Annotated in this window: 20 protein-coding genes and 1 tRNA gene; 13 read left to right on the top strand and 8 right to left on the bottom strand. The window is 69.2% G+C overall.

The window, feature by feature from the left end; genetic code table 11:
- The first annotated feature begins 13 nt into the window (after positions 1–13).
- Positions 14–1,099, top strand: a complete 1,086-nt coding sequence (locus HNR11_RS02540; RefSeq protein WP_246310292.1) for an o-succinylbenzoate synthase — start codon at positions 14–16, stop codon at positions 1,097–1,099.
- Positions 1,096–3,141, top strand: coding sequence for a 2-succinyl-5-enolpyruvyl-6-hydroxy-3-cyclohexene-1-carboxylate synthase (gene menD / locus HNR11_RS02535; protein WP_179440998.1), 2,046 nt, complete (start codon positions 1,096–1,098; stop codon positions 3,139–3,141). The genes HNR11_RS02540 and menD overlap by 4 nt, the downstream gene beginning before the upstream one ends.
- 116 nt (positions 3,142–3,257) lie before the next feature.
- Here menD and HNR11_RS02530 read toward each other — a convergent pair whose 3' ends face one another.
- Positions 3,258–4,643: an isochorismate synthase gene (locus HNR11_RS02530; protein ID WP_179440997.1), complete on the bottom strand. Its 1,386-nt coding sequence runs from the start codon at positions 4,641–4,643 to the stop codon at positions 3,258–3,260.
- 60 nt (positions 4,644–4,703) lie between these two features.
- Between HNR11_RS02530 and HNR11_RS02525 the strand changes: the two genes are divergently transcribed.
- Complete coding sequence (locus tag HNR11_RS02525) at positions 4,704–5,432, top strand: demethylmenaquinone methyltransferase (RefSeq protein ID WP_269745502.1); 729 nt, start codon at positions 4,704–4,706, stop codon at positions 5,430–5,432.
- Between the two features lie 21 nt (positions 5,433–5,453).
- Positions 5,454–6,506: a polyprenyl synthetase family protein gene (locus tag HNR11_RS02520; RefSeq protein ID WP_179440996.1), complete on the top strand. Its 1,053-nt coding sequence runs from the start codon at positions 5,454–5,456 to the stop codon at positions 6,504–6,506.
- Between the two features lie 87 nt (positions 6,507–6,593).
- Here HNR11_RS02520 and HNR11_RS02515 read toward each other — a convergent pair whose 3' ends face one another.
- Together HNR11_RS02515 and HNR11_RS02510 are read right to left on the bottom strand one after the other, a co-directional pair.
- Positions 6,594–7,103: an HIT family protein gene (locus HNR11_RS02515; protein ID WP_179440995.1), complete on the bottom strand. Its 510-nt coding sequence runs from the start codon at positions 7,101–7,103 to the stop codon at positions 6,594–6,596.
- Positions 7,100–7,549 (bottom strand): hypothetical protein, encoded by a 450-nt coding sequence (locus HNR11_RS02510; RefSeq protein ID WP_058887577.1) that lies wholly within the window; start codon positions 7,547–7,549, stop codon positions 7,100–7,102. Before HNR11_RS02510 ends, HNR11_RS02515 begins: the two co-directional genes overlap by 4 nt.
- A gap of 99 nt (positions 7,550–7,648) precedes the next feature.
- Between HNR11_RS02510 and HNR11_RS02505 the strand changes: the two genes are divergently transcribed.
- A complete protein-coding gene (locus HNR11_RS02505) occupies positions 7,649–9,088 on the top strand; it encodes an FAD-dependent oxidoreductase (RefSeq protein ID WP_179440994.1) in 1,440 nt (479 codons plus the stop codon).
- Between the two features lie 162 nt (positions 9,089–9,250).
- Here HNR11_RS02505 and HNR11_RS02500 read toward each other — a convergent pair whose 3' ends face one another.
- On the bottom strand, positions 9,251–10,132 hold the full coding sequence (locus tag HNR11_RS02500; protein WP_179440993.1) for a M48 family metalloprotease: 882 nt from the start codon (positions 10,130–10,132) through the stop codon (positions 9,251–9,253).
- Between the two features lie 274 nt (positions 10,133–10,406).
- On the opposite strand from HNR11_RS02500, the gene HNR11_RS02495 reads away from it, so the two are divergent.
- Positions 10,407–11,642 (top strand): Na/Pi symporter, encoded by a 1,236-nt coding sequence (locus HNR11_RS02495; RefSeq protein WP_179440992.1) that lies wholly within the window; start codon positions 10,407–10,409, stop codon positions 11,640–11,642.
- A 162-nt stretch (positions 11,643–11,804) separates the two neighbouring features.
- Positions 11,805–12,095, top strand: a complete 291-nt coding sequence (locus tag HNR11_RS02490) for a hypothetical protein (RefSeq protein WP_179440991.1) — start codon at positions 11,805–11,807, stop codon at positions 12,093–12,095.
- 101 nt (positions 12,096–12,196) lie between these two features.
- Here HNR11_RS02490 and HNR11_RS02485 read toward each other — a convergent pair whose 3' ends face one another.
- Together HNR11_RS02485 and HNR11_RS02480 are read right to left on the bottom strand one after the other, a co-directional pair.
- Entirely contained in the window at positions 12,197–12,685 is a 489-nt protein-coding gene (locus HNR11_RS02485; protein ID WP_179440990.1) for a YajQ family cyclic di-GMP-binding protein, read from the bottom strand.
- Between the two features lie 147 nt (positions 12,686–12,832).
- A complete protein-coding gene (locus tag HNR11_RS02480) occupies positions 12,833–14,200 on the bottom strand; it encodes an aminotransferase class I/II-fold pyridoxal phosphate-dependent enzyme (RefSeq protein WP_179440989.1) in 1,368 nt (455 codons plus the stop codon).
- Positions 14,201–14,407: 207 nt separating this feature from the next.
- Here HNR11_RS02480 and HNR11_RS02475 point away from each other — a divergent pair.
- A tRNA-Tyr gene (locus HNR11_RS02475) sits at positions 14,408–14,492 on the top strand.
- A gap of 81 nt (positions 14,493–14,573) precedes the next feature.
- Here HNR11_RS02475 and HNR11_RS02470 read toward each other — a convergent pair.
- Positions 14,574–15,206 (bottom strand): LysE family transporter, encoded by a 633-nt coding sequence (locus tag HNR11_RS02470; RefSeq protein ID WP_179440988.1) that lies wholly within the window; start codon positions 15,204–15,206, stop codon positions 14,574–14,576.
- 139 nt (positions 15,207–15,345) lie between these two features.
- On the opposite strand from HNR11_RS02470, the gene trxA reads away from it, so the two are divergent.
- Positions 15,346–15,732: a thioredoxin gene (trxA, locus tag HNR11_RS02465; protein ID WP_179440987.1), complete on the top strand. Its 387-nt coding sequence runs from the start codon at positions 15,346–15,348 to the stop codon at positions 15,730–15,732.
- Positions 15,733–15,738: 6 nt separating this feature from the next.
- On the opposite strand, the gene HNR11_RS02460 is transcribed toward trxA, so the two are convergent.
- Entirely contained in the window at positions 15,739–16,845 is a 1,107-nt protein-coding gene (locus HNR11_RS02460; RefSeq protein WP_246310290.1) for a DNA-3-methyladenine glycosylase family protein, read from the bottom strand.
- A 139-nt stretch (positions 16,846–16,984) separates the two neighbouring features.
- On the opposite strand from HNR11_RS02460, the gene HNR11_RS02455 reads away from it, so the two are divergent.
- The 4 genes from HNR11_RS02455 to HNR11_RS02440 all read left to right on the top strand — a co-directional run bounded on the left by HNR11_RS02455 (position 16,985) and on the right by HNR11_RS02440 (position 22,813).
- Positions 16,985–18,532, top strand: coding sequence for a pyridoxal-phosphate dependent enzyme (locus HNR11_RS02455; RefSeq protein ID WP_179440986.1), 1,548 nt, complete (start codon positions 16,985–16,987; stop codon positions 18,530–18,532).
- Positions 18,529–19,686 (top strand): cystathionine gamma-synthase, encoded by a 1,158-nt coding sequence (locus HNR11_RS02450; RefSeq protein ID WP_179440985.1) that lies wholly within the window; start codon positions 18,529–18,531, stop codon positions 19,684–19,686. The genes HNR11_RS02455 and HNR11_RS02450 overlap by 4 nt, the downstream gene beginning before the upstream one ends.
- A gap of 4 nt (positions 19,687–19,690) precedes the next feature.
- Positions 19,691–20,317, top strand: a complete 627-nt coding sequence (locus tag HNR11_RS02445) for an MOSC domain-containing protein (RefSeq protein WP_179440984.1) — start codon at positions 19,691–19,693, stop codon at positions 20,315–20,317.
- A gap of 387 nt (positions 20,318–20,704) precedes the next feature.
- Positions 20,705–22,813, top strand: coding sequence for a DEAD/DEAH box helicase (locus tag HNR11_RS02440; RefSeq protein WP_179440983.1), 2,109 nt, complete (start codon positions 20,705–20,707; stop codon positions 22,811–22,813).
- Positions 22,814–22,854 lie beyond the last annotated feature (41 nt).

Raw genomic sequence — 22,854 nt, 5'->3', positions numbered from 1 at the left:
TAGACTGAACGCCATGGACCCCCACACTGCGCGTTCCCTCGGTAACCGTGAGACCTGGCAGCTGCCCGCGGTGGAGGAGATCCTCGCCCAGGCGCATGTGGTCTCGCTGCCGCTGCGCACCCGCTTCCGCGGGCAGACCCGCCGCGAGGCGATGCTGTTCCGCGGACCCGCCGGCTGGGGTGAGTTCGCGCCCTTCCCGGAGTACGCCGCCGGTGAGTCTGCGGCCTGGCTGCGCGCCGGTCTGGAAGCCGGCTGGCAGGACCTCTCGGCGCCGCTGCGCCGCCGCATCCCGATCAACGCCACCATGCCGGCGGTCTCACCGGGCCAGGTGGAATCGGTCCTGGCCCGCTTCGGCGCGGTGGAGTCCATCCCTGCAGTGAAGATCAAGGTCGCCGAACCGGGTCAGACCCTCCAGGACGACGTCGCCCGGTTCCGGGAGGTGCGCCGGCTGGCACCTCAGGCCGGGCTGCGCGCGGACGCGAACGGCGGCTGGAGCATCGCCGAGGCAGTGCCAGCGCTGGAGCGGCTCGCCGAGATCTCCGACGGGAACTTCGAATACGCCGAACAGCCGGTGGCCGGCGTCGAGCCGCTGGCGCAGCTGCGTGAGGCGCTCGCCGCCGCCGGGATCAGCTCCGCGGGAGCCCCGCTGCGGATCGCCGCAGATGAAGCGGTGCGCAAGGCCGAGGACCCGCTGCGGGTGGCCCGGCTCGGCGCGGCGGACCTGATCGTGGTCAAGGTCCCCCCGCTGGGCGGGGTGCGGCGGGCGCTGCAGATCGTGGAGCAGGCGGGTCTGGACGCGGTGGTCTCCTCGGCGCTGGACACCTCCGTGGGTCTGGCCGCAGGGCTGGCGCTTGCGGCCCGGCTGCCCAGCCTGCCCTACGCCTGCGGGCTGGGCACCGCCGCCCTGTTCGAACATGACGTTGTCGACGCCCCGCTGCTGCCCACCGCAGGGGAACTGGTGCTGCCGGGGGCCGTGGAGCCCTCTGCGGCCCTGCTCGAGCTGCACCGAGTCGAGGCAGACCGGGAACAGTGGTGGGTCCAGCGTCTACGTGACGCCCACCAGGTGCTCGCCGCAGAGCTTCTAGGATTGAGGGCATGAGTACACCCCGGCGCCCGTTCCGTGAGTTCGACGACGCCTATGACGTGGAGTCGTTGCGCCTGGCCCGTCGGGTGATCCGGGGCCTGACCATGAGCATGCGGCACATCGTGCTGGCTCCGGGCTCGCGTTCCGCACCGATGGCCTACGCGCTGCGTGAGGCGGAGGAGCTCGGCGCGATCACGGTGCATGTGCGCATCGACGAGCGCTCCGCGGCCTTCACCGCGCTGGGCATCGCGCTGGCCACCAAGGCCCCCGCGGGAGTGGTGACCACCTCCGGCACGGCGACCGGGAACCTGCTGCCGGCGATGATGGAGGCTGACCTCTCGGGGATCCCGCTGGTGGCGATCACCGCCGACCGGCCTGAGGAGCTGCACGGCACCGGCGCGAACCAGACCACCTGGCAGCAGGGGATGTTCGCCGGTCGAGTCCGTGATGAGATCCACCTGGAACAGGGTGAGGCCCGACTGGAGCCGGAGTCCCGCGATGACATGCTCGCCGCCGAGACCCAGGTGGGACTGCTGCTGCGCGCCGCCACCGGGACCTCGCCCGGACCGGTGCACCTGAACATCGGTTTCCGCGACCCGCTGGTCCCGGCCGCGCCGGGGCAGGATCGGCCCAGCGGCGTCCAGCGCTGGGCCCGCACCCCGATCGTCCGGCGCAGCCGAGGCACCGACTCGGCCGAGCAGCTGCGCGCCGAGATCATCGGCAGCGAGATCCTCGACGCCGGGACCGAGACGGCTCCCGGTCTGACGGAAGCGGTCGGCCCTGCGGCCGATCCGCAGCCGGGGGAGTCCTCGGACCAGGCGCCGAATGCCCCAGGTGCGCAGGGGCCGGCCCCCGTGTCGGCGGATCCGGCGCTCGATGCGGCGTCGGATGCGGCGTCGGATGCGGCGTCCGCTGCGGCGGGGGAGTCACCGGCCGAGGCCGCGGCCCGGTTCGAGGCCGGGCTGGGCACGGCGCGCACTGTCTTCGTCATGGGCGCCGACGCCCCTGCAGAAGCCCGTGAGCTGGCCCGCCGGCTCGGGCACCCGCTGCTCGCGGAACCCAGCAGCGACGCTCGCTGGAGCGATCTGGGCACCATCCAGGGCTACCGGCTGATCCTGCAGGCCCCGGAGGGCTCGCCCGCGGGCATCCTCACCGACAGCGTGGAGCGCGTCGTCGTCGCCGGTCGGCCCACGCTGACCCGACCGGTCCAGGCGCTGATCAACCGGTCCGACGTCGAGGCGGTGCAGTACGCCCCCGGTGGGGAGGCCTGGTTCGATCACCGGCTTGCCCGGCGGGTGCTTCCCGATCTGCTCGCGCTGGCGCAGTTCGCCCGCAAGGCGCCCCCGGGGTGGCATGACTCCTGGACCGAACGCGGACTGGCCGCGCAGCGCCTGATCGACGCGGCGCTGACCGAGCAGGAGGCCCTCGCCCAGGGAGAGCTCTCCTCGGTGCGGGTGGCGCAGTTCGTGGCGGAGACGGTGAAGACCCCGCTGCTGCTGGGCTCCTCCTCGGTGATCCGCGACGTGGATCTCGCCGCGGTGCTCAACCGCACCGTGCTCGGCGCCCGCGACGACGCCCGGCGGATCTATGCGATGCGCGGTCTGTCCGGGATCGACGGCAACCTCTCCGCCGCCTCCGGGATCGCGCTGGCCCGCAGCACCCGGGTCACCGCGCTGGTCGGGGATCTGACCTTCCTGCACGATGTGAATGCGCTGCTGCTTCCGGCCACCGAGCGCGAGCCGGACCTGGACATCGTGGTGGTCAACGATTCCGGGGGCGCGATCTTCGACCAGCTCGAGCACGGGGCGGTCGGGCGCCGAGAGGGCCAGGCCGAGGCGGTAGAGCGCTTCTTCGGCACCCCGCAGACCGTGGACATCGAGGCGCTCGCCGATGCCTACGGCCACGACTACCACTTCGCCGAGGACCTCGAGGCGCTGGGCGAAGGACTCTCCGGGCTCGAGGACCGGGTGGGCATCCGGATCATCGAGGTGCGCACCGACCGCAGCGTGCTGCGGGACTTCCACGCCCGGCTCCGCGCCGCGGCCGCCGACCTCTGACCCCTCCCGCCCGCACCCCCCTCCCCGCGTTTTACCGGGCTCTACGTGAGATACCGGCCTTACGGCAGGCCCAGTAACACCGCCAAGGGCCGGTAAAACGCTGGCGAGGGGAAGCCTCAGGGCTGGCGGACGCCGAGGGCACCGAGCATCGGGCGCATCTTGGCCCAGGTCTCGGCGAGCTCCTCCTCGGGATCTGACCCGGCCACGATCCCGCAGCCGGCGAACAGCCGGATCTGGGTGCCTTGTTCCTCCAGGACCCCGCCGCGCAGCGCGATGCCGAAGTCCGCGTTGCCCTGGGCGTCGAGCCAGCCCACGGGCCCGGAGAACGCGCCGCGGTCCAGACCCTCCAGCGTGGAGATCAGCTCGGCGGCGGTCGCTGTGGGGGTGCCGCAGATCGCAGCCGTGGGGTGGGCGCGCTCGGCCACCAGCAGCGCCGGGGTCTGGGCGGTCAGCTCGCCGGTCACGTCGGTGGAGAGGTGAAAGACGTTGGGCAGCTGGAGCACCGCCGGAGGATCCTGGGCGTGCAGATGCTGCGCCACCGGCGCCAGCTGGTCCAGCAGCGACTGGGCGGCCAGGCGGTGCTCGTCGCGCTGTTTCGGATCCTCCAGCAGCAGGGCCCGCGCCTGCTGCAGACCAGTGCCGCCGTCCACGGTCCCGGCCAGCACCCGGGCCGAGAGCTGGCGGCCCCGGATCTTGACCAGCATCTCCGGGGTGGCGCCCAGCACGTCTCCGGCGAGGTAGGTCCAGCAGTCGGCGTAGTCGGCGGCCAGCGCGGCCAGCACCGGACCGGTCGCCAGCGGTGCGTCGGCGGCGACGACGACGTCGCGGGCCAGCACCAGCTTCTCCAGCCTGCGGTGCCCGATCGCCTGCACACCGGCGCGCACCGCCTGCAGATAGTGCTGCTCGGAATGTGCGCCCTGGATCAACGAGGTGGCCGCTGAGGTGCCCACTTCAGCCGTGCCGGCCCCGGCTGATCCTGTCTCGCCCGGATCGGCCAGGCTCAGCCGTCCCTCTCGCAGCTGCAGGGCATGCTTCGCCAGGAGCTGCTGCACCTGAGATAGCCGCGCGGCGTCGTCCTCCGCGTCGATCGGTTCGTCCAGAGCGGAGGTGCGGACCACCGCGGTGACCCAGGCGGTGCCCTCGGCCGCGCCCAGGATCAGCTCGGGAAGGATCAGGTGGGAATCGGCGCCGGAGGTGGAGGAGTAGGTGATCGATGTCAGCGCCACCGGCCCGGCCCCGGGGATTCCACGGAGCTCGTCCGGCAGCGGCGAGGTCTCGGCCAGCGGGGTCAGATGCTGGGCATGCCACTCCGCCAGCTCGGCGAAACGCTCCGCTCCCCGGGTGCGCACGTGCGCGGTGGTGCCCAGACCGATCAGGCCCTCCCCGCGCAGCAGCCACACCCCGCTGGGCTCGAGCCCCGGCAACAGGTCCGCCAGGGTGGTTCCGAGGGGGAGATCCACCACCAGGGTGGTGGAGTCGAGGGAACCGGGGAGCGCTGTCATGGCTGGACAAGTCTAGGACATGGCGGTGGGAGGGATCGGCGCATGTGGGAGAATGCCAAGGTGAATCGCCCCAGCACCGGAAGCCGCGCAAGCCTCGCGAAGAAGCCCGAGGACGTCGCCTCGATGTTCGATGAGGTCGCCGACCGCTACGACATCACCAATGACGTGCTCTCGCTGGGACAGACCCGGCGCTGGCGCCGGAAGCTGGTCGCCGCGCTCGCGGTCCGCCCAGGTGAGCGGGTCCTGGACCTGGCCGCAGGCACCGGGAGCTCCACCGAACCCTTCCACGACGCCGGTGCCGAGGCCGTGGCCTGCGACTTCTCCCTGGGCATGCTCCAGGTGGGCAAGCGCCGCCGTCCGGACATGAGCTTCATCGCCGGGGACGCGATGAACCTGCCCTTCGCCGATGACACCTTCGACGCCGTCACGATCTCCTTCGGTCTGCGTAACATCGTGGATCCGCTGGCCGGGCTGCGCGAGATGCTGCGGGTCACCAGGCCCGGTGGACGCCTGGCCGTGATGGAGTTCTCCGACCCCACGAACAAGGTCTTCAACACCGTGTATAACGAGTACCTGATGCGCGCGCTGCCTCCCACGGCGCGGGCCGTGTCCTCGAACCCGGAGGCCTATGTGTACCTCGCCGAGTCCATCCGGGCCTGGCCGGATCAGGACCACCTGGCCGCCGAGATCTCTGCCGCCGGCTACGCCGCGGTGAAGTACCGCAACCTCAGCGGGGGAATCGTCGCGATTCATCACGCCACCAAGCCCGGCGACCTCCTCGCATCCTGACCCTGGATAGGCTAGACACCGATGACTGAATCAGCTGCTGACCCCCTGACCGCGAAGCTTCCGGCAGGGTTCGACGTGCTGGCCGACGACGTGGCGCTGGCCACCGAGGTCGCCGAGGCCCTGACCCAGGTCGAGGAGGACCTCCTGGGTTCCCTGGCCAGCGCCGATGAGCTGGTCAACGCCTCGGCGCGATACCTGGCCCAGGCCGGCGGCAAGCGGGTCCGTCCGCTGCTCACCGTGCTGACCTCGATGCTCGGCGACGGGGTCGATGACCGGGTCCGCCGAGCGGCGGCGGTCATGGAGATGACCCATCTGGCCACGCTGTACCACGATGACGTGATGGACTCCGCGCCGGTGCGCCGCGGGGCGCCCGCGGCCCATCAGGTGTGGGGCAACTCCGTGGCGATCCTCACCGGGGACCTGATCCTGGCCCGGGCTTCCCGGCTGATGTCCGAGCTCGGCGTGCAGGCCTCGGAGATCCAGGCCCAGACCTTCGAGCGTCTGGTCATGGGTCAGCTGCATGAGACCGTCGGCCCACAGGAGGGCGAGGACGCGTACGCGCACTACCTGCGCGTGATCGGTGACAAGACCGGCTCCCTGGTCGCCGCGGCCTCACGGCTGGGTGCGCACTTCGGCGGCTGCTCCGCTGAGACCATCGCGATGCTCGCCAGCTACGGCGAGGCGGTCGGCGTCGCGTTCCAGCTCGCCGATGACGTCATAGACCTCACCGCAGACCCGGAATCCTCCGGGAAGACTCCAGGGACCGACCTGCGCGAAGGGGTGGCCACGCTGCCGGTGCTGCTGCTGCGCCAGCAGGCCCAGAATGCCGACTCGGTGCAGGGGCAGCAGGAGGCGGCGCGGCTGCTGGCCATGATCGACGCCGACCTCAGCTCGGACGAGGCGCTGGCGCAGGCCGTCGCCGCCGTCGTCGCCCATCCGGTGACCGAGCAATCCTGGCAGGTGGCGCACAGCTGGGCCGAGCGGGCCAAGGACGCCATCGCCGAGCTGCCGGAGTCCACGGTGAAGTCCGCGCTGCTCTCCTTCGCCGACGCGGTGGTCGAGCGCGAGGGCTGAGCCCGTCCGGAGCTGCCCGGAGGTGATCTCCTCGGAGGTGGCCTCATAGGAGGTGCCCTCGACAGAGGTGACCTTCTCCGAGGTGGCTCAGCTGCGCTCGGCGAGGACCTGGATCAGGGCTGACCGCAGCTCACGGGCCTTCTCGGCGCGCACCTCCACGTCGACCGGATGCCGGACCTGGCGGTAGAGCATGTCGTCGGCGTAGCGCGGGAACACATGCAGGTGGTAGTGCCACACGTGCTGGTTCCCGGCGGGCTCGTTGTGCTGCCGCACCGAGGTGCCCTCCGGGTTCCACGCCAGCTTCATCGCCTTGGAGACCTCGCGGGACATGATCGCGATCTTTCCCAGCAGCTCGTCGTCGAGGTCGTAGAGCGCCTCGCGGTGCTGGACCGGGGTGATCATCGCGTGCCCCTCATGCGGGCCGAAGCCGTCGCAGGCCATGAAGACCAAAACATCCGCATCCTGGTGCACCAGGTCGCTGAGCTCGCACCGGTTCCCGGGGTCCGCCACATCCCCGCGGGCGAGTCCGCAGAACGGACAGGAATAGCCTTCCGGGGCGTGCGAGCTCCACAGCTGCGCCAGATCCGGGGCACTCATGGCGAGTCCTCCTCCTCGAAGGAGAACTCCAGCAGGTCGAAGATGAACTCGCTGACCGTGGCGCCCTCGTCGTTCCACATTCCGGAGTTGTTGCTGCGCCGCACGATCAGCGGGTCCGGAACATCCAGAGTGTCCACATCGACGCCCCAGACCCAGCGTTCCTGCTCATCCTCCAGGAAGAGCAGGTGCCCGTCCTCGACGATGAGCTCATCGGGATCGAAGAAGAAGTGGTAGGCCTCCATGATCTCCTCGCAGCTGCCCAGCGCCAGGTAGAACTCCTCGAGCACCTGGGGCAGCCGCGGGCGGGCCTTGAGCTCGTCGGGCAGCTCGGAATCGGCGATCATCTGGCGCAGCTGATCGACGGTGAGGCCCTCGGCGGGGGTCCACTTGGCGTCGAGATAGGCAGGCACCAGGGCGCGGAACTTGTCGAGGAACATATCAGCCATGGCCACAGTCTAGAAGACCGGGAACAGAGTCATTCGCCGCCGACGTTGAGACCAATACGGCATACTGTGCTGAGTTAATCGATCGATAGGAACCTATCCGTGTCCCAGAATTCCTCGCAGCGGCCAGCAGACCGGGCCATCCGAGTCGCCGTCGTCGGCGCCGGCCCCGCAGGCGTGTACGCCTCCGACATCCTGGCCAAGGCGCAGAAGAAGAGCGACTTTGAGTTCAGCATCGACCTCTATGACCGCTACCCGGCCCCGTTCGGGCTGATCCGCTACGGCGTGGCCCCGGACCATCCGCGGATCAAGGGGATCGTCAAGGCGCTGCACAAGGTCCTGGACCGCGGCGACATCCGGCTGATCGGCAATGTCGAGATCGGCAAGGACCTCACCTTGGAGGACCTGCGCCGACACTACGACGCCGTGATCTTCGCCACCGGCGCGATCAAGGACGCCGAGCTGGACATCCCGGGGATCGAGCTGCAGGGCAGCTTCGGCGCCGCTGACTTCGTCTCCTGGTACGACGGGCACCCCGACTACCCCCGCGACTGGCCGCTCGACGCCGAGCAGGTGGCGGTCATCGGCAACGGCAACGTCGCCCTGGACGTGGCCCGGGTGCTCTCCAAGCACGCCGAGGACATGCTCACCACGGAGATCCCGGAGAACGTCTACACCGGACTGAAGGCCTCCCCGGTCACCGATGTCCACGTCTTCGGGCGGCGCGGCCCGGCGCAGGTGAAGTTCACCCCGCTGGAGCTGCGCGAGCTCTCGCACAGCCGCGACGTCGACATCATCCTGAACGAGGAGGACTTCGACTTCGACGCCGGCTCCGACGAGGCGATCAGGACCAATAACCAGGTCAAGACGATGGTCAACACCCTGGGCAACTGGCTGGTCGAGCAGGAGGAGCGTGAGTCCGAGGCCTCCCGCCGCCTGCACCTGCACTTCCTGCTGCAGCCGGTGGAGATCCTCGAAGGAACCGACGAGGCCGGACAGGGCACCGGCGCCGTGGCAGGCATCCGGTTCGAGCGCATGGAGCTCGACGGGACCGGCAACGTGCGCGGCACCGGTGAGTTCCAGGACTTCGAGGTCCAGGCGGTCTACCGCGCGGTGGGCTACCTCGGCTCGGAGATCCCCGGGCTGCCCTTCGACCAGCGCCGAGGCGTGCTGGTCAACGAGGCCGGCCGGGTCAAGGACGACGCCGGCGCCCACGTCCCTGGCATCTACGCCACCGGGTGGATCAAACGCGGACCCGTGGGGCTGATCGGGCACACCAAGGGCGACGCCCTGGAGACCATCGGCTGCCTGCTCGAGGACCTGCACCACCTGCCGGTGGCGCCGGAGCCCGCCGAGGACGCGGTGATCGAGCTGCTGGAATCCCGCAGCGTGGAGTACACCACCTGGGACGGCTGGCAGAAGCTCGATGCCCACGAGGTCTCCCTGGGCGAGGCCTACGGCCCGCTGCCCGACGGCGGTGCCCGGGAGCGGGTCAAGGTCGTCGAGCGCGAGGACATGATCCGGATCTCCCGAGAGGGCTGAGCCGGCGCGAGCGTCCCAGCCAGAGCCCGGACGCAGCGATGCCCCCACGCCTGATGGCGCGGGGGCATCGCTGCGTCCGGGGGCGGATCACCCGGGGGTGGATCTAGCCGGGCTTGGTTCCCTCGGCCTGAATCAGCCGGGTCCGGCTCAGCCGGAGCCGGCTCAGCTCGGGTTGTGACCGGCCATCGCTTCGAGTCGGGCGATCCGTTCCGGCATCGGCGGGTGGGTGCTGAAGAGCTTCTTCGCGCGGGCCCCGAAGGGGTTGGCGATCATCATGTGCGCGTGCGCGTCGTGCTTGGGATCTTCCTTCAGGGGGTAGCGCGAGATTCCGCGCTCCAGCTTGTCCAGGGCGGAAGCCAGCGCCAGCGGATCTCCGGTGAGCGCGGCGCCGTCGGCGTCGGCGTCGTACTCCCGGGTGCGGCTGACCGCCATCTGGATCAGGCTGGCGGCGATCGGCATCAGGAACACCGCGACGATCGCCCCGATCAGGGCCAGCGGGTTGCCGCCCTGGTTGTTGCCCCGGCCGCCGCCGAAGAGCAGGAAGAACTGGCTGATGGTGGTCAGGAAGCCCGCCACGGCCGCGGCGACCGAGGAGATCAGGATGTCGCGGTTGTAGACATGCATCAGCTCGTGGCCGGTGACTCCGCGCAGCTCACGCTCGTTGAGCAGGTTCAGGATGCCCTCGGTGAAGCAGACCACGCCGTTCTCCGGATTACGACCGGTGGCGAAGGCGTTCGGCGTGGGGGAGGGGGCGATGAAGATCCGCGGGGCCGGCTGCTGGGCGCGCTGGGCCAGCTCCTCGACCATCTGGTAGAGCTGGGGCGCCTGCTCCCGGGTCACCGGATAGGCCTTCATCGCCTTGAGCGCGATCTTGTCCGAGTTCCAGTAGGAGTAGGCCACGGAGACCAGGCCGATCAGCCCGAAGACGAAGATCAGTCCCGGGGTCTGGGTGGCATAGGCGATCACGGCGCCGACGAGCAGGAGCATCGCGAAGAGGAACGCGAGCAGACCCGCTGTGCGCAGCCGTCCGTGGTGCTGGTGCATGGACTCTCCTAGAGGGGGATCAGGGTCTTGATGGTCGCCATGTGACCAATGACATCCTACTCTCGAGCGGTTTCGGTGGATCGTTCACCTGCAGTTCACCTTCCCGTGTGACGCTCGTCGAGCACGCGGTGCACAGTGTTCCACGGCCCTTCATCCGGCAGTGGTATCCGCCCCTGTGATGCGCCTCGCAGACGCTGTGAGGATCGGTTCGCTCAAGTGCCAGCGCCAAGACTCAAACAGGGCTCACCACGCTCGTGTTCCAAGAGGAGATTGCATGTCCGCACCGTCGATTCAGGCCCCGCAGCGGGTCGCCGGCACCGTAGACGAAGCACCCGCCACGCGGACCTTCAGTCCTTTCGAACGGTTCGGCCTCACCGGGCGCCCCCTCGACGCCGCCAACTGGGTCTCTGTGGCCCTGGCGATCTACGTGCTGATCACCGCGGTCAACGTGATCGGCACCGGTTTCGGCATCGCCACCGGGGATCAGGCCGAGAGCCTCTTCGCCTTCGCGAGCAACCCGGTGATCGGTCTGATGATCGGCATCTCAGCCACCGCGCTGACCCAGTCCTCCTCCACCACCACCTCGGTCACGGTAGGCCTGGTCGCCGGCGGGCTGCCGCTGGGGATCGCGATCCCGATCATCCTCGGCGCCAACATCGGCACCACCTTGACCAACACCCTGGTCAGCCTGGGCATGGTGCGCGAGCAGGAGTCCTTCCGCCGCGGCTTCGCCGCCGCCACCGTGCACGACTTCTTCAACCTGATCGCAGTCGTGATCTTCCTGCCGCTGGAGATGATGTTCAGCCTGCTCGAGCGGCTCTCCACCTTCTTCGCCGGACTCGCGGTGGGCACCGACGGCGGCCCGGTCGCCTATGTGCTTGAAGGCGTGGGCTCCACCATCAAGGCCGGCACCAAGCCGCTGGCGAACCTGATCGAGGATTCGCTGAGCTTCATCCCGGGCAGCTGGCACGGGGTGGCGATGATCGTCGTCGCGATCGTGCTGATCCTGCTGGTGATCAACTTCATCGGCAAGCTGCTCAAGGTGCTGCTGGTCGGCAAGGCCCGTCAGGTGCTCCACGCCGCCATCGGCCGCGGTCCGATCGCGGGCATCGGCTCCGGGGCGGCGGTCACCGTGATGGTGCAGTCCTCCTCGACCTCCACCGCGCTGATCGTGCCGCTGGCCGGTTCCGGCGCGTTCTCGCTCAAGCAGCTCTACCCCTTCACCCTGGGGGCGAACATCGGCACCACGGTGACCGCGCTGATCGCGGCCTTCGCCTTCGACGGCCCCGCGGGGCAGATCGCGCTCACTGCGGCCCTGGCGCACCTGCTGTTCAACGTGATGGCCACCTTGATCATCTTCTGCACCCCGTGGCTGCGGGACCTCCCGCCGCGCGGCGCCACCTGGCTGGCCGACCTGGCCGCGGAGAAGAAGCTCTGGGCCTTCACCTGGGTGCTCGGCGTCTTCGTCCTCGTCCCGCTCACGCTGATCGGCCTGAGCATCCTGTTCTGAGCCTCACACCCCACCAAACCCCGCTGGTTGAGTTCTCCGGCAGATACGTATCCACCGGAGAACTCAACCAACGGGGTTTATTCGTGTGTGGAGTCGCACTAGCGTGGGGCGCTGGACGTTGATCGCGCAGGTCAGCGCCATGACATCGACATGGAGGACCCCATGACCCTGACCACGCTGCTCAGCGCCGGTGACACCAACCCGATGGTGCCCAACCCCGTGGACGTGCTCGGGCTCGGCTTCTTCCTGATCGTTCCGCTGCTCGCGCTGGCGCTCGCGATCTGGGCCATCGTGGTGGTCATGCGCACCGCGACCCTGGATATCACCGCCAAGGGTGTGCTGCTGCTTCTGACGCTGAGCGCGCCGATCCTCGGACCGATCCTGGCGCTGCTGCTGTGCCGCCAGAGCCGCCGAGCACGAGCCGGGCACGGCGAGGCTACCTCGCGACCCTAGAACCGGTCCGGCACCAGAAAACCCGGCTGGTTGAGTTCTCCGGTGGATACGTATCCACCGGAGAACTCAACCAGCCGGGTTTCTTGGGGTGTCGGGGAGGGTCAGCGCATGTTGACGAACTGCAGGTCGGCGTCCTCGAAGTTCTTCAGCATCGTGATGACCTCCTGGAGATCGTCCCGGGACTTCGAGGTCACACGGAGCTCATCACCCTGGATCGTGGCCTTCACGGACTTCGGGCCCTCATCGCGGATCAGCTTGGTGATCTTCTTCGCGGTGGGCTGATCGATGCCCTCCTTGATGGTCCCCTCGATCCGGAACCCCTTGCCTGAGGCGTAGGGCTCCCCGGAGTCGAAGGACTTCAGCGAGATCCCGCGCTTGACCAGCTTGGAGCCGAAGACGTCCTCCACGGCCTTGGCGCGCTCCTCAGAGTTGGCCTTGATCAGGAGCTTCTCGCCGGAATAGTCGATCTCCGCACCGGTGCCCTTGAAGTCATAGCGCTGCGCGATCTCCTTCTGCGCCTGGTTCAGCGCATTGGCGACCTCCTGCTTGTCCACTTTCGAGACGACGTCGAACGTCGAGTCCTTGGCCATGAGTACCTCCTGATCGGCATGGATATATGCGGCTGAGTCTAATCATTGTGGCCACGGCGATCATTGTGGCCGCTCCGAGCGGAGGAACCGGTCCGACGACGACGCAGCACCTCGCCCGCTCGAGCGATGCTCCTGCGCAGGGGTTGCTCAGACGAAGGTGGAGTTCAGTCCGTCCTCGGTGGCGTGGAGCACCAGCTGCGCCAGTCCGTCGAGCAGCTCCATGTCCTCGGGAAGCTGAGCGATCGAGAGGCGCAGCAGGCCGGTGGGCTGTTCGGTGATGAAGGAGCTGGTCCCCACATCGGTGATGACGCCCTGGGCGCTGAGGGTCAGCGCAGCGGCGCGCTCATCGGGGACCTGGACCCAGATGGCCCAGCTGCCGGGACCTGCCTGTGCCGAGAGCCCCGCTGAGGTGAATGCCTCCAGCGCGAGTCGACGGCGATTGGCATAGCGTGTCCTGGCGCTGTTTACCCGTCGAGCGGCAGCCGGGTCGCGCAGCAGGAACGCCAGGGTGTTCTGCAGGATCCGGCTGTTCGAGCTCACACCTCCGGAGCGCTCCGCGATCGCCGCGGTGATCAGGTGCTTGGGCCCGGCCACCACGGCGGTGCGCAGGTCCATGCCATAGGCGCGTTCGAACCCGATGACGCGCAGCGTGCGCTCGGGCAGCAGGGCGTCCAGGGAGGGCGCGAACGGTGTCTCCTCGGCGAGCGGGCCCAGTGGGTCCTCTTCGATGATCACGGTCTCAGGGGAGGACTCCAGCACCTGCGCGAGCTCCTGAGCGCGCTCGGAGCTCAACACGTGGCGTGGCGAGAAGGCGCCGCCGGGGCTGTGCAGGAACGCCACGGCGCCGGCGTCGAGCGCCCGCTGCAGCGCCTCGGGGACCGGGCCGTGCTCATCCACCGGGACCCCGATGGTGCCCAGTCCCAAGCTCTTCGGGACGGAGAGATAACCGGGGGAGGCGGGCTCCTCCACGGCGATCAGGGCACCGCTGCCAGCCACGGATCGCGTCGCGAGCCACAGCCCCTCGGTGGCGGAGGAGACGGCGGCGAAGCTGCGCCCGCGAGCGGGCTCGGCCGGGTGTCCCAGTTTCTTCTCCATGGCGCGCTGGAGCTCCGGCAGGATGTGCTCCCGGCTCCAGCTGTGCAGCTGAGGCTGTTTGAGGCTGCGCACCAGCCCCTCCTCCAAGGAGGGCAGGAGTCGCTGATCCGGGCTGGAGTGCAGCAGATCGACTCCGGACCAGTTGCGGAAGTTCGGCCCGCCGACGTCGCCGGGCTCCACGATCCGAGTCCCGCCGCGGCGGCGGGTCTCGACCAAGTTGGACTCTCGCAGCAGGCTCCAGGCCTGCGCGATCGTCCCTACGCTGACACCGATCTCGGTGGCCAGGTCACGGACGGTGGGCAGGCGCATCCCGCCACTGAGGGTGCCGGCGCTGATCAGCTCGCGCACCTGCTCGGCGATTCCATTGGGACTGCGTTCACTGAGGTGTCGAGCCAGTGTCTCAGCCTCGATATCGGCCACGGTGCTCCTTGAGATGGGTGCTAGGGATCGGGCATGCGTCGACGTCGACGATCTGAACGGGGATCGTCGAACACGCAGCAATGATGAGTTCAACCCTACTCCTGGTATGAGCCGCGGATTCGAAAATTTCCCCTGTTGTCGCTAAAGTAATGGGGTGCCTCATACGGGGCGCCGGAAACTCCTCAGGGAGCGTCCGCATGGTTGCACGGCAGATTACCCGAGCGGCCAAAGGGGGCTGACTGTAAATCAGCTGGCATCGCCTACGGGGGTTCGAATCCCTCATCTGCCACCATGGGATGTCTCAGGACATCAGAGAAGGGCTCTGAACTTCGGTTCAGGGCCCTTCTTCGTGTGCCAAGTCCGTCCCAGCGGCTCAGGTCAGAGCCTGCAGCGCGAGCAGCACGGCCATCACCAGCAGGGCCAGACCGGACCCGCCCTCGACGACGCGGATCCAGGCGGAGCTCAGCGTGCGCTTGACCCCGGCGATGAAGCCGGCGCAGAGGAAGCAGCAGAGCAGGGACGTGATCATGAAGGCGATGAAGAAGACCAGCAGCGAGCTCAGCGCGGCATCCTCCCCGAGTGCTCCGGCCACCGCGCCGCCGGCTCCGCCCCAGTAGACGACGTTCCAGACGTTGCCCACCGACAGCAGCGCCCCGGCTGCCAGTGGACCTCGAAGCAGGTGCGTACCGGGTGCGCTGCTGCCCGTCGCGGGGGCGACGGCGCGCCCGGACGCGGCGTAGATCCCCTGCGCCCCCAGGATCACCAGCACCAGGCAGCCTGCCAGGGTGATCGGGATGTGCAGATGAGGCTGGGTGAGAAGGGCCGCCGCCCCGGCGAGCCCCAGAACCGCCCACACGGCGTCGCCTACCAGGGATCCGAGCTGGACCCCGAGTGCGGACCGGAACCCGCCGCGCACCCCGCGGCGCAGCGACTCCGTGAAGATCGGACCAGGGGCGGCGTTGTAGAGAAGTCCCAGCCAGATCCCGGTGAGGATGATCTGTATCACCTGAACATCATGTCCTGAATGCCCGGTTGCAGTCTTCAACGGTGTTCCCCGGACGCGGGTTCCGCTGGACGCTTAAGTGCTCCCGGGGGCGCAGGGCGGGGGCCGACAATCCGCGCGTGCTCGCGTAGGGTGGCGAGGCATGGCTACCACTGACCTGACCACGACAGACTTCCAGCAGACCCTGGAGGACAGCGACATCCTGCTCGTCGACTTCTGGGCCGACTGGTGCGGCCCGTGCAAGCAGTTCGCCCCGGTGTACTCCGCGGTCTCCGAGCAGCACCCCGACGTCACCTTCGCCAAGGTGGACACCGAGGCCGAGCGGGAGCTCGCCGCCGCCGCGAACATCACCTCGATCCCGACCCTGATGGCCTTCCGGGAGAAGGTCCTGGTCTTCTCCCAGCCCGGCGCGCTGAACGCCGAGCAGCTCAACGAGGTCATCACTGCGGTGAAGGACCTTGACATGGCTGAGGTGCATAAGCAGATCGCCGAGGACCAGGCCACGCAGGACACCACTCCGCAGGCCTGACCTCACTCAGCGGCCCCGGTGATCCGCCGGGGTCAGCTTGGGACCATACTTCTGGTCCCGGAAGCCGGAGAGCTTAAGCAGTCGGATGATCCGCTGCCGGTGCGGGGAATAGGGCGCGAGCAGGCGCAGCATGCCGGGATCATCGGTGCGCGCCCCGGTCATCGCGGCCCCCACGAAGTTGCTCAGGTGATAGTCCCCGACCGAGGGAAGATCGGCCGACCCATGGGAGCGCTGCAGCGCCTCCGCTACCGTCCACTCCCCGATCCCGGGGATCGAGCGCAGCCGCTGAGCCAGCTCCGCGACTGCGTCGATCTGCGCGGCGGTGCGCGCACTGAGCTGATGGATGGTGCTGGCGCGCTCCGCCACCCGCTGGATGGTCTTGGACAGCGCGGGCTGGACCCAGAGCCGATGCCATTCCCAGGAGGGCACCCGGCGCAGCTGCGCACCGGTCAGCGGAAGCCGCATCCACGGTGGAGCCGGCAGATGCGCCGAGCTTGGGGCGAGCTCACCATGCCGACGCAGCAGCTCCCGCCATCCGCTGCGCGCCTGATCGTGGGTGACCTTCTGTTCGAAGGTGGCTGTCACAAGCTGATCGAAGAGCCCGCCGGTGGCCGGCAGGCGCACACCGGGATGCCGACGTCGCACCCGCACCAGCGCGGCCGAGAGCTGGTCTCCAAGGGCGTCCAGCAGCAGCTCCACCTCCTGCCAGTCATCCTCGACGCCGAGGATCTGCCCGCCCCGCTGGGCGGCGAGATCGGCCACCGCCTCGGCCTCGAGCCCGGGGCCTGCTGCGGCCACGCGCACCCGCACCGTAGAGGCGGTGCGCTGATCGAAGCGCCAGGTCGTCGCCCCGAGCTGCGCCCCGGTCGGGTCATAGATCCGTTGGCACATCCATGCGCCCGCGCCGGGAGTGCCGCGCGGGCCTCCGGTCATCGACGCGGCACCCGGATCCAGCCTGATGCTCGGGTCGCCGGCGCCGCGCTGGAGCACCGCGAGCGTGCGCGGTAGATCGATCGGCCCGCCGAGGTCCAGGAGCACCTCGTGATGGTGCGCCGCCGGGGTCGCCGCAGGGGTCGGGCCCGGGGTCGCGCCGGTGGTTGCTCCCGTGGTCATGGTTCCACTGTGGCACAGGCCCGCGGCATCGTCCCGGCGCCCGTCCGGTGGGCCCCCACAGACCCAGATCAGCGGGGTGAGGTTTCCTCAGAAGACCGGGCCTGACTGATCCGCTTCCCAGGTCGGTAGAGTTGGCGGCATGAAATATGCCCAGTCTGTCGTCGAGCTGATCGGCCGCACCCCCCTGGTGAAGCTGAATCGGATCACCGAGGGCGTCTCCGCCACTGTCCTTGTGAAACTCGAATACCTCAACCCCGGCGGGTCCATCAAGGACCGCATCGCGCTGAGGATGATCGAGGAGGCCGAGTCCGCGGGCCTGCTCAAGCCCGGGGGAGTGGTGGTCGAGCCGACCTCCGGGAACACCGGCGTCGGCCTGGCGCTGGTGGCCCAGCAGAAGGGCTACCGGGCGGTGTTCGTGACGGTTCCCAAGGTGGCCCAGGAGAAGCGTGACGTGCTGCGCGCCTATGGCGCCGACGTCGTCGTGGGCCCGGCCGGTGTCCCCTCGGAGTCTCCGCTGTCCTACTACGGGATCTCGGATCAGCTGGCCGAAGAGATCAAGGGCGGCTACAAGCCGGACCAGTTCTCCAACCCGGCCGCGCCGAACTCGCACTACGAGACCACCGGGCCGGAGATCTGGGAGGACACCGAGGGCAAGATCACCCACCTGGTGGTCGGCGCCGGCACCGGGGGCACCGTGACCGGTTCCGGGCGCTACCTCAAGGAGGTCTCCGCGGATCGCCCACAGGGGCCCGTCCGCGTGGTGGTGGCCGACCCGGACGGTTCCATCTACTCCGGCGGGGAGGGCCGCCCCTACTTCGTGGAAGGCGTCGGCGAGGACATCTGGGTGAAGAACTACGACGCCTCGATCCCCGATGAGCACCACGCCATCTCCGACGCCGAGTCCTTCGCGATGGCGCGCCGGCTCGCCACCGAGGAGGGTCTGCTGGTCGGCGGCTCCTCCGGCACCGCCGTGGTCGCCGCGCTGAAGATCGCCAAGGACCTCGGCCCCGAGGATGTGGTGGTCGCGGTGCTGCCCGACTCCGGCCGCGGCTACCTGGGCAAGATCTTCAACGACCAGTGGATGATCGACCACGGCTTCGGCGCCGTGGTCTCGAACTCCACCGGCGTGGAGATCAGCGTGAAGACCTCCGCAGAGCTCAGCGAGGCGGTCAGCACCGGGCTGATCGGCGCCGAGCCCGAGGACGGCGAGGCCCAGGCCGCCGAGGAGTCCGGGGGTCAGGACGCTGAACCGGTCACCGCCTCCGACGTGCTGCTGGCGAAGAGCTCGCTGTTCTCCTCCGCGATGCCCGAGGTGGTCTCGATCTCCCGGCACACCACGCTGCGCGAGGCGGTCTCGGTGATGAACCGCTACGGCATCGACATCGTCCCGGTGATCGACCAGCCCGGCCGGGTGGCCCGGATCGGGGAGGTCTACGGCGTCGTCGACGTCGCGCACCTCTCCGAGGACCTGATCATCGGTCATGCCACCCCCGATGAACTGGTCTCCGAGCATCTGGACATCAACTTGCCGCTGGTCGGGATCACCGAGACGCTGCCGGAGATCCTGAAGAAGCTGCGGACCAGCCCCACCCTGCTGGTCGCCGAGAACGGCGACATCGTAGGAGTGCTCACCCGAAACGACCTGCTCGCGCACCTCTCCGGTGCCCAGAAGAAGGAGACCCGATGACCGAGAACCGCCACGGATTCGCCACCGACGCCATCCACGCCGGACAGGAGATCGACGAGGTCTTCGGTGCTGTGGTGCCGCCGCTGCACTTCTCCACCACCTACGCCCCCGACGGTATCGGCAACCTGCGCCGCGGCTACGACTACGGCCGGGCCGGCAACCCCACCCGCACCTCGCTGCAGACCCAGCTGGCGGCACTCGAGGGTGGGCGCCACGCGTTCAGCTTCGGCTCCGGGCTCGCCGCCGAGGACGCGATCATCCGGGCGGTGACCCGCCCCGGGCAGCGGATCGTGATGGGCAACGACGCCTACGGCGGCTCCTACCGGCTGATCAGCCGGATCCACGGCGACTGGGGGATCGCGAACACCCCGCTGGACCTGAGCGACCTCGACCGGGTCGAGGCTGAGATCTCGGCGCCGGAGGCCACGCTGCTCTGGGTGGAGACCCCCTCGAACCCGCTGATGGCCATCACCGACATCGCGGCCCTGGCGAAGATCGCCCATGCCCACAACGCGCTGCTGCTGGTGGACAACACCTTCGCCAGCCCGTACCTCCAGCAGCCGCTGGCGCTGGGCGCGGACATCGTGGTGCACTCCACCACGAAATACATCGGCGGGCACTCCGATGTGGTCGGCGGCGCGGTGGTCACCTCCGATGACGAGCTGGCCGCCGCCATCGGCTTCCAGCAGTTCGCCGTGGGTGCGGTCTCCGGCCCGCTGGATGCCTACCTGACCACCCGCGGGCTGAAGACCCTCGCGGTGCGGATGGACCGGCACTGCAGCAACGCCCAGGCGATCGCCGAGCACCTGGTGGACCACCCCGCCGTGGAACGGGTGCTCTACCCGGGTCTGCCGGACCACCCCGGCCACGAGCTGGCCAAGGCTCAGATGAGCGGCTTCGGCGGGATGGTCTCGGTCCAGCTCGCCGGGGGTGAGGCTGCCGCCCGGAAGGTCGCCGAAGGCACCCGGCTGTTCATCCTCGCGGAGTCTCTCGGAGGCATCGAGTCGCTGATGAACTACCCGCATGAGATGACCCACGCCTCGGTGCGCGGCACCGAGCTCGCCGTCCCGGAGAACCTGCTGCGGCTCTCGGTGGGCATCGAGGATGTCGCGGACCTGATCAACGACCTCGACACCGCGCTCGCCGGACTCTGATCCGATGACCGAGGCGTCACCGACCTGTCTGGCGGGCGCGGCCGACCGGCTGGGACTCACCGGCACGATCGATGCGGTCTGTGTGGTGCACCAGCTGGTGGCCGACGACGTCGGGCAGGTCGGGGTCAGCGGGATCGACAAGCGCCCGGTCTCCGGCCCGGTCCGGGTGCGCACCCTGGGACTCCACGGTGATGTCCAGGCCGACCGCAAGCACCATGGTGGAGCAGAGAAGGCGATCTACGGCTACACCGCCGAGGACGCCGCCTGGTGGGCCCAGGAGCTGGGACGGGAGATCCCCGCAGGAAGCTTCGGGGAGAACCTGCGGATCTCCGGGATCGACCTGGACGGCGCCCACCCTGGGGAGCGTTGGCAGATCGGGGATCACGTGGTGCTCGAGGCCACGGTCCCACGGATCCCCTGCGCCACCTTCGGCCGGTGGCTGGGCGAGCCCGGCTGGGTGAGGCGCTTCCTGGCGGCCGGCCGGCCCGGCACCTACTTCAAGGTGATCACTCCCGGCACCGTGCAGGCGGGAGACCGCGCCGTGGTGAGCGCGATCCCAGAGACCCCGGGCCCCAGCATCCGGGAGACTGCGCTGCGGCGGGGCCCGGCCCTGGCTCGCCCGGGCGACTGAGCCGCCAGCGCATCCGGCACATCGTGAGCTTCGTCTCCTAAGGCGACAGCTGAGGATGATGTGGGCTAGACTCAATGGGCATTCTCCGGATGATCCCGTTTTCTCTTGCTGACTCCGAGCGTGCCCCATCCGCATGGGGCCGGAAGCTCGTTGAGGGTTGTGTGTATCCACGGGTCGACTCCGGAGCCGACAAAGCGGCCGAGTCCCTGTGACTGATCCAGTCCCGTCCTAGAACCTTGAGCAACCTGCCCTGCCCATGCAGCGGCTGCGTGCAGTGCCATTCGGCATGCCCAGCTGCTTCGAGCAGCGGTGGTTGATTGTGCAGGTTTCTGGGACTGGATCCTCAGCGGGGACTCTCGGTCGCGTGACATGTGACGAGGAGTCAACATGACCATCCAGGACCAGTTCCCCACCGAGCCCACGCCGGCCGACGCGGAGACCGCAGCTGCCGCTCAGACGGCGGCCACCACCGAGTCCGGCGCGACGCAGTCGCCGGAGACTGCCCCCACTGCTGAGGCTCCGGCCGCTGAGGCTCCCGCTGCCGAGGCCGCACCCGCTGAGGCTCCGGCCGCTGACGCGGCTCCGGCGGCTGAGGCCCCGGCCGAGAAGGCTCCGAAGGCCGCCGAAGAGTCCACCGGACCGAAGTTCTCGGAGCTGGGCCTGGATGACCGGGTGCTGGAGTCGGTGACCAAGCTGGGCTACGAGACCCCGTCGCCGATCCAGGCGCAGACCATCCCGCTGCTGAGCCAGGGCCGCGACGTCGTGGGCCTCGCCCAGACCGGCACCGGCAAGACCGCTGCCTTCGCGCTGCCGGCGCTCTCGCACATGGCTCGGGCCCACGATTCCGGTGAGCTCGGGAACTCCCCCTCCACCCTGGTGCTCGCGCCCACCCGTGAGCTGGCGATCCAGGTCGCCGAGGCGTTCTCCACCTACGCCCAGGGCGTGCCCGGGATCACCGTGCTGCCCATCTACGGCGGCTCCCCCTATGGCCCGCAGCTGGAGGGCCTGCGCCGCGGCGCGCACGTCGTCGTCGGCACCCCGGGGCGCGTGATCGACCACATGACCCGCGGTTCGCTGAACCTCTCCACGATCAAGCACCTGGTGCTCGACGAGGCCGACGAGATGCTGCGCATGGGCTTCGCCGAGGAGGTGGACCAGATCCTGGCCCGCACCCCGAAGACCAAGCAGGTCGCGCTGTTCTCCGCCACCATGCCCAAGGCGATCCGCCGGATCTCCGCGGACTACCTCAACGACCCGGTCGAGGTCTCGGTGAAGTCGAAGACCTCCACCGGCACCAACATCCGGCAGCGCTTCGTGCTGATCAAGCACTCCGCGAAGCACGAGGCCCTGACCCGGATCCTGGAGACCGAGCCGCACGACGCCGCGATCGTCTTCGTGCGCACCCGCTCGGCCACCGAGGAGGTCGCCAACAAGCTCGCCGCCCGCGGGTTCCGCACCGCGGCGATCAACGGTGACATCCCGCAGAACCTGCGCGAGAAGACCGTGGAGAACCTCAAGGCCGGTCGAGTCGACGTGCTGGTCGCCACCGATGTGGCGGCCCGCGGGCTCGACGTGGAGCGGATCAGCCACGTGTTCAACTACGACATCCCGCTGGACACCGAGTCCTACGTGCACCGGATCGGGCGCACGGGCCGCGCCGGTCGCTCCGGCGAGGCCGTGCTGTTCGTGACTCCTCGAGAGAAGCGAATGCTGCGCGCCATCGAGAAGGCCACCCGCCAGCCGGTGGAGCAGATGTCCATGCCGACCATCGCGGACGTGAACTCCTCGCGGCTGGAGCGCTTCTCGGAGCGGATCACCGAGACCCTGGCCTCTGAGGAGCTCGAGGAGTACCGCGGACTGGTCTCCTCCTACACCCAGGAGCACAACACCCCGGCCGAGGACGTCGCCGCCGCCCTGGTGGCAATGGTCCACGAGGGCCGGCCGCTGCTGCTCGATGAGAAGCGCGACGACGAGCTGGTTCGCGAGTCCAAGCGCGAGGTCGGCGAGATCCGCCCCAGCGGGGACCGCCCCGAGCGTGGACCGCGGGACCGCGGACCGCGCACCGCCGGTCCGGGCAATGCGATGTACAAGATCGCCGTGGGCCGTCGCAACGGGGTGAACCCCGGGCACATCGTCGGGGCGATCGCCAACGAGGCTGGGCTCAGCGCCCGCGAGATCGGCGGGATCGACATCCGCCCCACGCACTCCCTGGTGGAGCTGCCCGAGAAGCTCTCCTCCGAGCAGTGGGCCGCCCTGGCGAAGACCCGCATCGGTGGCGAGCTGCTGAAGATCGAGCGTGACACCGGCGCTCCCTCCGGCTCAAGCGATCGCGGCGGTTCCAGCGATCGCGGCGGCTATAAGCGTGAGGGCGGCTACGGCGAGTCCCGCGGCGGCTACGCCGGCAAGCGTGACGGCGGCTCGAGCGATCGAGGCGGCCGCGCAGGCTCCGGCGACAGCCGATTCGGCAACAAGGATCGCAAGCCCCGCTGGAAGTGATCTCGTCCCCCGCGAGGGGGTCGGTCTTCGTCGCCGCAGGT

Source organism: Nesterenkonia sandarakina, from assembly GCF_013410215.1.
Classification (GTDB): domain Bacteria; phylum Actinomycetota; class Actinomycetes; order Actinomycetales; family Micrococcaceae; genus Nesterenkonia; species Nesterenkonia sandarakina.
The sequence above is the reverse complement of the archived record's forward strand: the minus strand, read 5'-3'. Positions and strand labels throughout refer to the sequence as shown.

What these genes read in the sequence shown, in the direction of transcription:
- HNR11_RS02540 (WP_246310292.1), top strand. Translation starts at nt 14, where the DNA reads ATGGACCCCCACACTGCGCGTTCCCTCGGTAACCGTGAGACCTGGCAG.
- menD (WP_179440998.1), top strand. Translation starts at nt 1,096, where the DNA reads ATGAGTACACCCCGGCGCCCGTTCCGTGAGTTCGACGACGCCTATGAC.
- HNR11_RS02530 (WP_179440997.1), bottom strand. Translation starts at nt 4,643, where the DNA reads ATGACAGCGCTCCCCGGTTCCCTCGACTCCACCACCCTGGTGGTGGAT.
- HNR11_RS02520 (WP_179440996.1), top strand. Translation starts at nt 5,454, where the DNA reads ATGACTGAATCAGCTGCTGACCCCCTGACCGCGAAGCTTCCGGCAGGG.
- HNR11_RS02515 (WP_179440995.1), bottom strand. Translation starts at nt 7,103, where the DNA reads ATGAGTGCCCCGGATCTGGCGCAGCTGTGGAGCTCGCACGCCCCGGAA.
- HNR11_RS02510 (WP_058887577.1), bottom strand. Translation starts at nt 7,549, where the DNA reads ATGGCTGATATGTTCCTCGACAAGTTCCGCGCCCTGGTGCCTGCCTAT.
- HNR11_RS02500 (WP_179440993.1), bottom strand. Translation starts at nt 10,132, where the DNA reads ATGCACCAGCACCACGGACGGCTGCGCACAGCGGGTCTGCTCGCGTTC.
- HNR11_RS02495 (WP_179440992.1), top strand. Translation starts at nt 10,407, where the DNA reads ATGTCCGCACCGTCGATTCAGGCCCCGCAGCGGGTCGCCGGCACCGTA.
- HNR11_RS02490 (WP_179440991.1), top strand. Translation starts at nt 11,805, where the DNA reads ATGACCCTGACCACGCTGCTCAGCGCCGGTGACACCAACCCGATGGTG.
- HNR11_RS02485 (WP_179440990.1), bottom strand. Translation starts at nt 12,685, where the DNA reads ATGGCCAAGGACTCGACGTTCGACGTCGTCTCGAAAGTGGACAAGCAG.
- trxA (WP_179440987.1), top strand. Translation starts at nt 15,346, where the DNA reads ATGGCTACCACTGACCTGACCACGACAGACTTCCAGCAGACCCTGGAG.
- HNR11_RS02460 (WP_246310290.1), bottom strand. Translation starts at nt 16,845, where the DNA reads ATGACCACGGGAGCAACCACCGGCGCGACCCCGGGCCCGACCCCTGCG.
- HNR11_RS02455 (WP_179440986.1), top strand. Translation starts at nt 16,985, where the DNA reads ATGAAATATGCCCAGTCTGTCGTCGAGCTGATCGGCCGCACCCCCCTG.
- HNR11_RS02450 (WP_179440985.1), top strand. Translation starts at nt 18,529, where the DNA reads ATGACCGAGAACCGCCACGGATTCGCCACCGACGCCATCCACGCCGGA.
- HNR11_RS02445 (WP_179440984.1), top strand. Translation starts at nt 19,691, where the DNA reads ATGACCGAGGCGTCACCGACCTGTCTGGCGGGCGCGGCCGACCGGCTG.
- HNR11_RS02440 (WP_179440983.1), top strand. Translation starts at nt 20,705, where the DNA reads ATGACCATCCAGGACCAGTTCCCCACCGAGCCCACGCCGGCCGACGCG.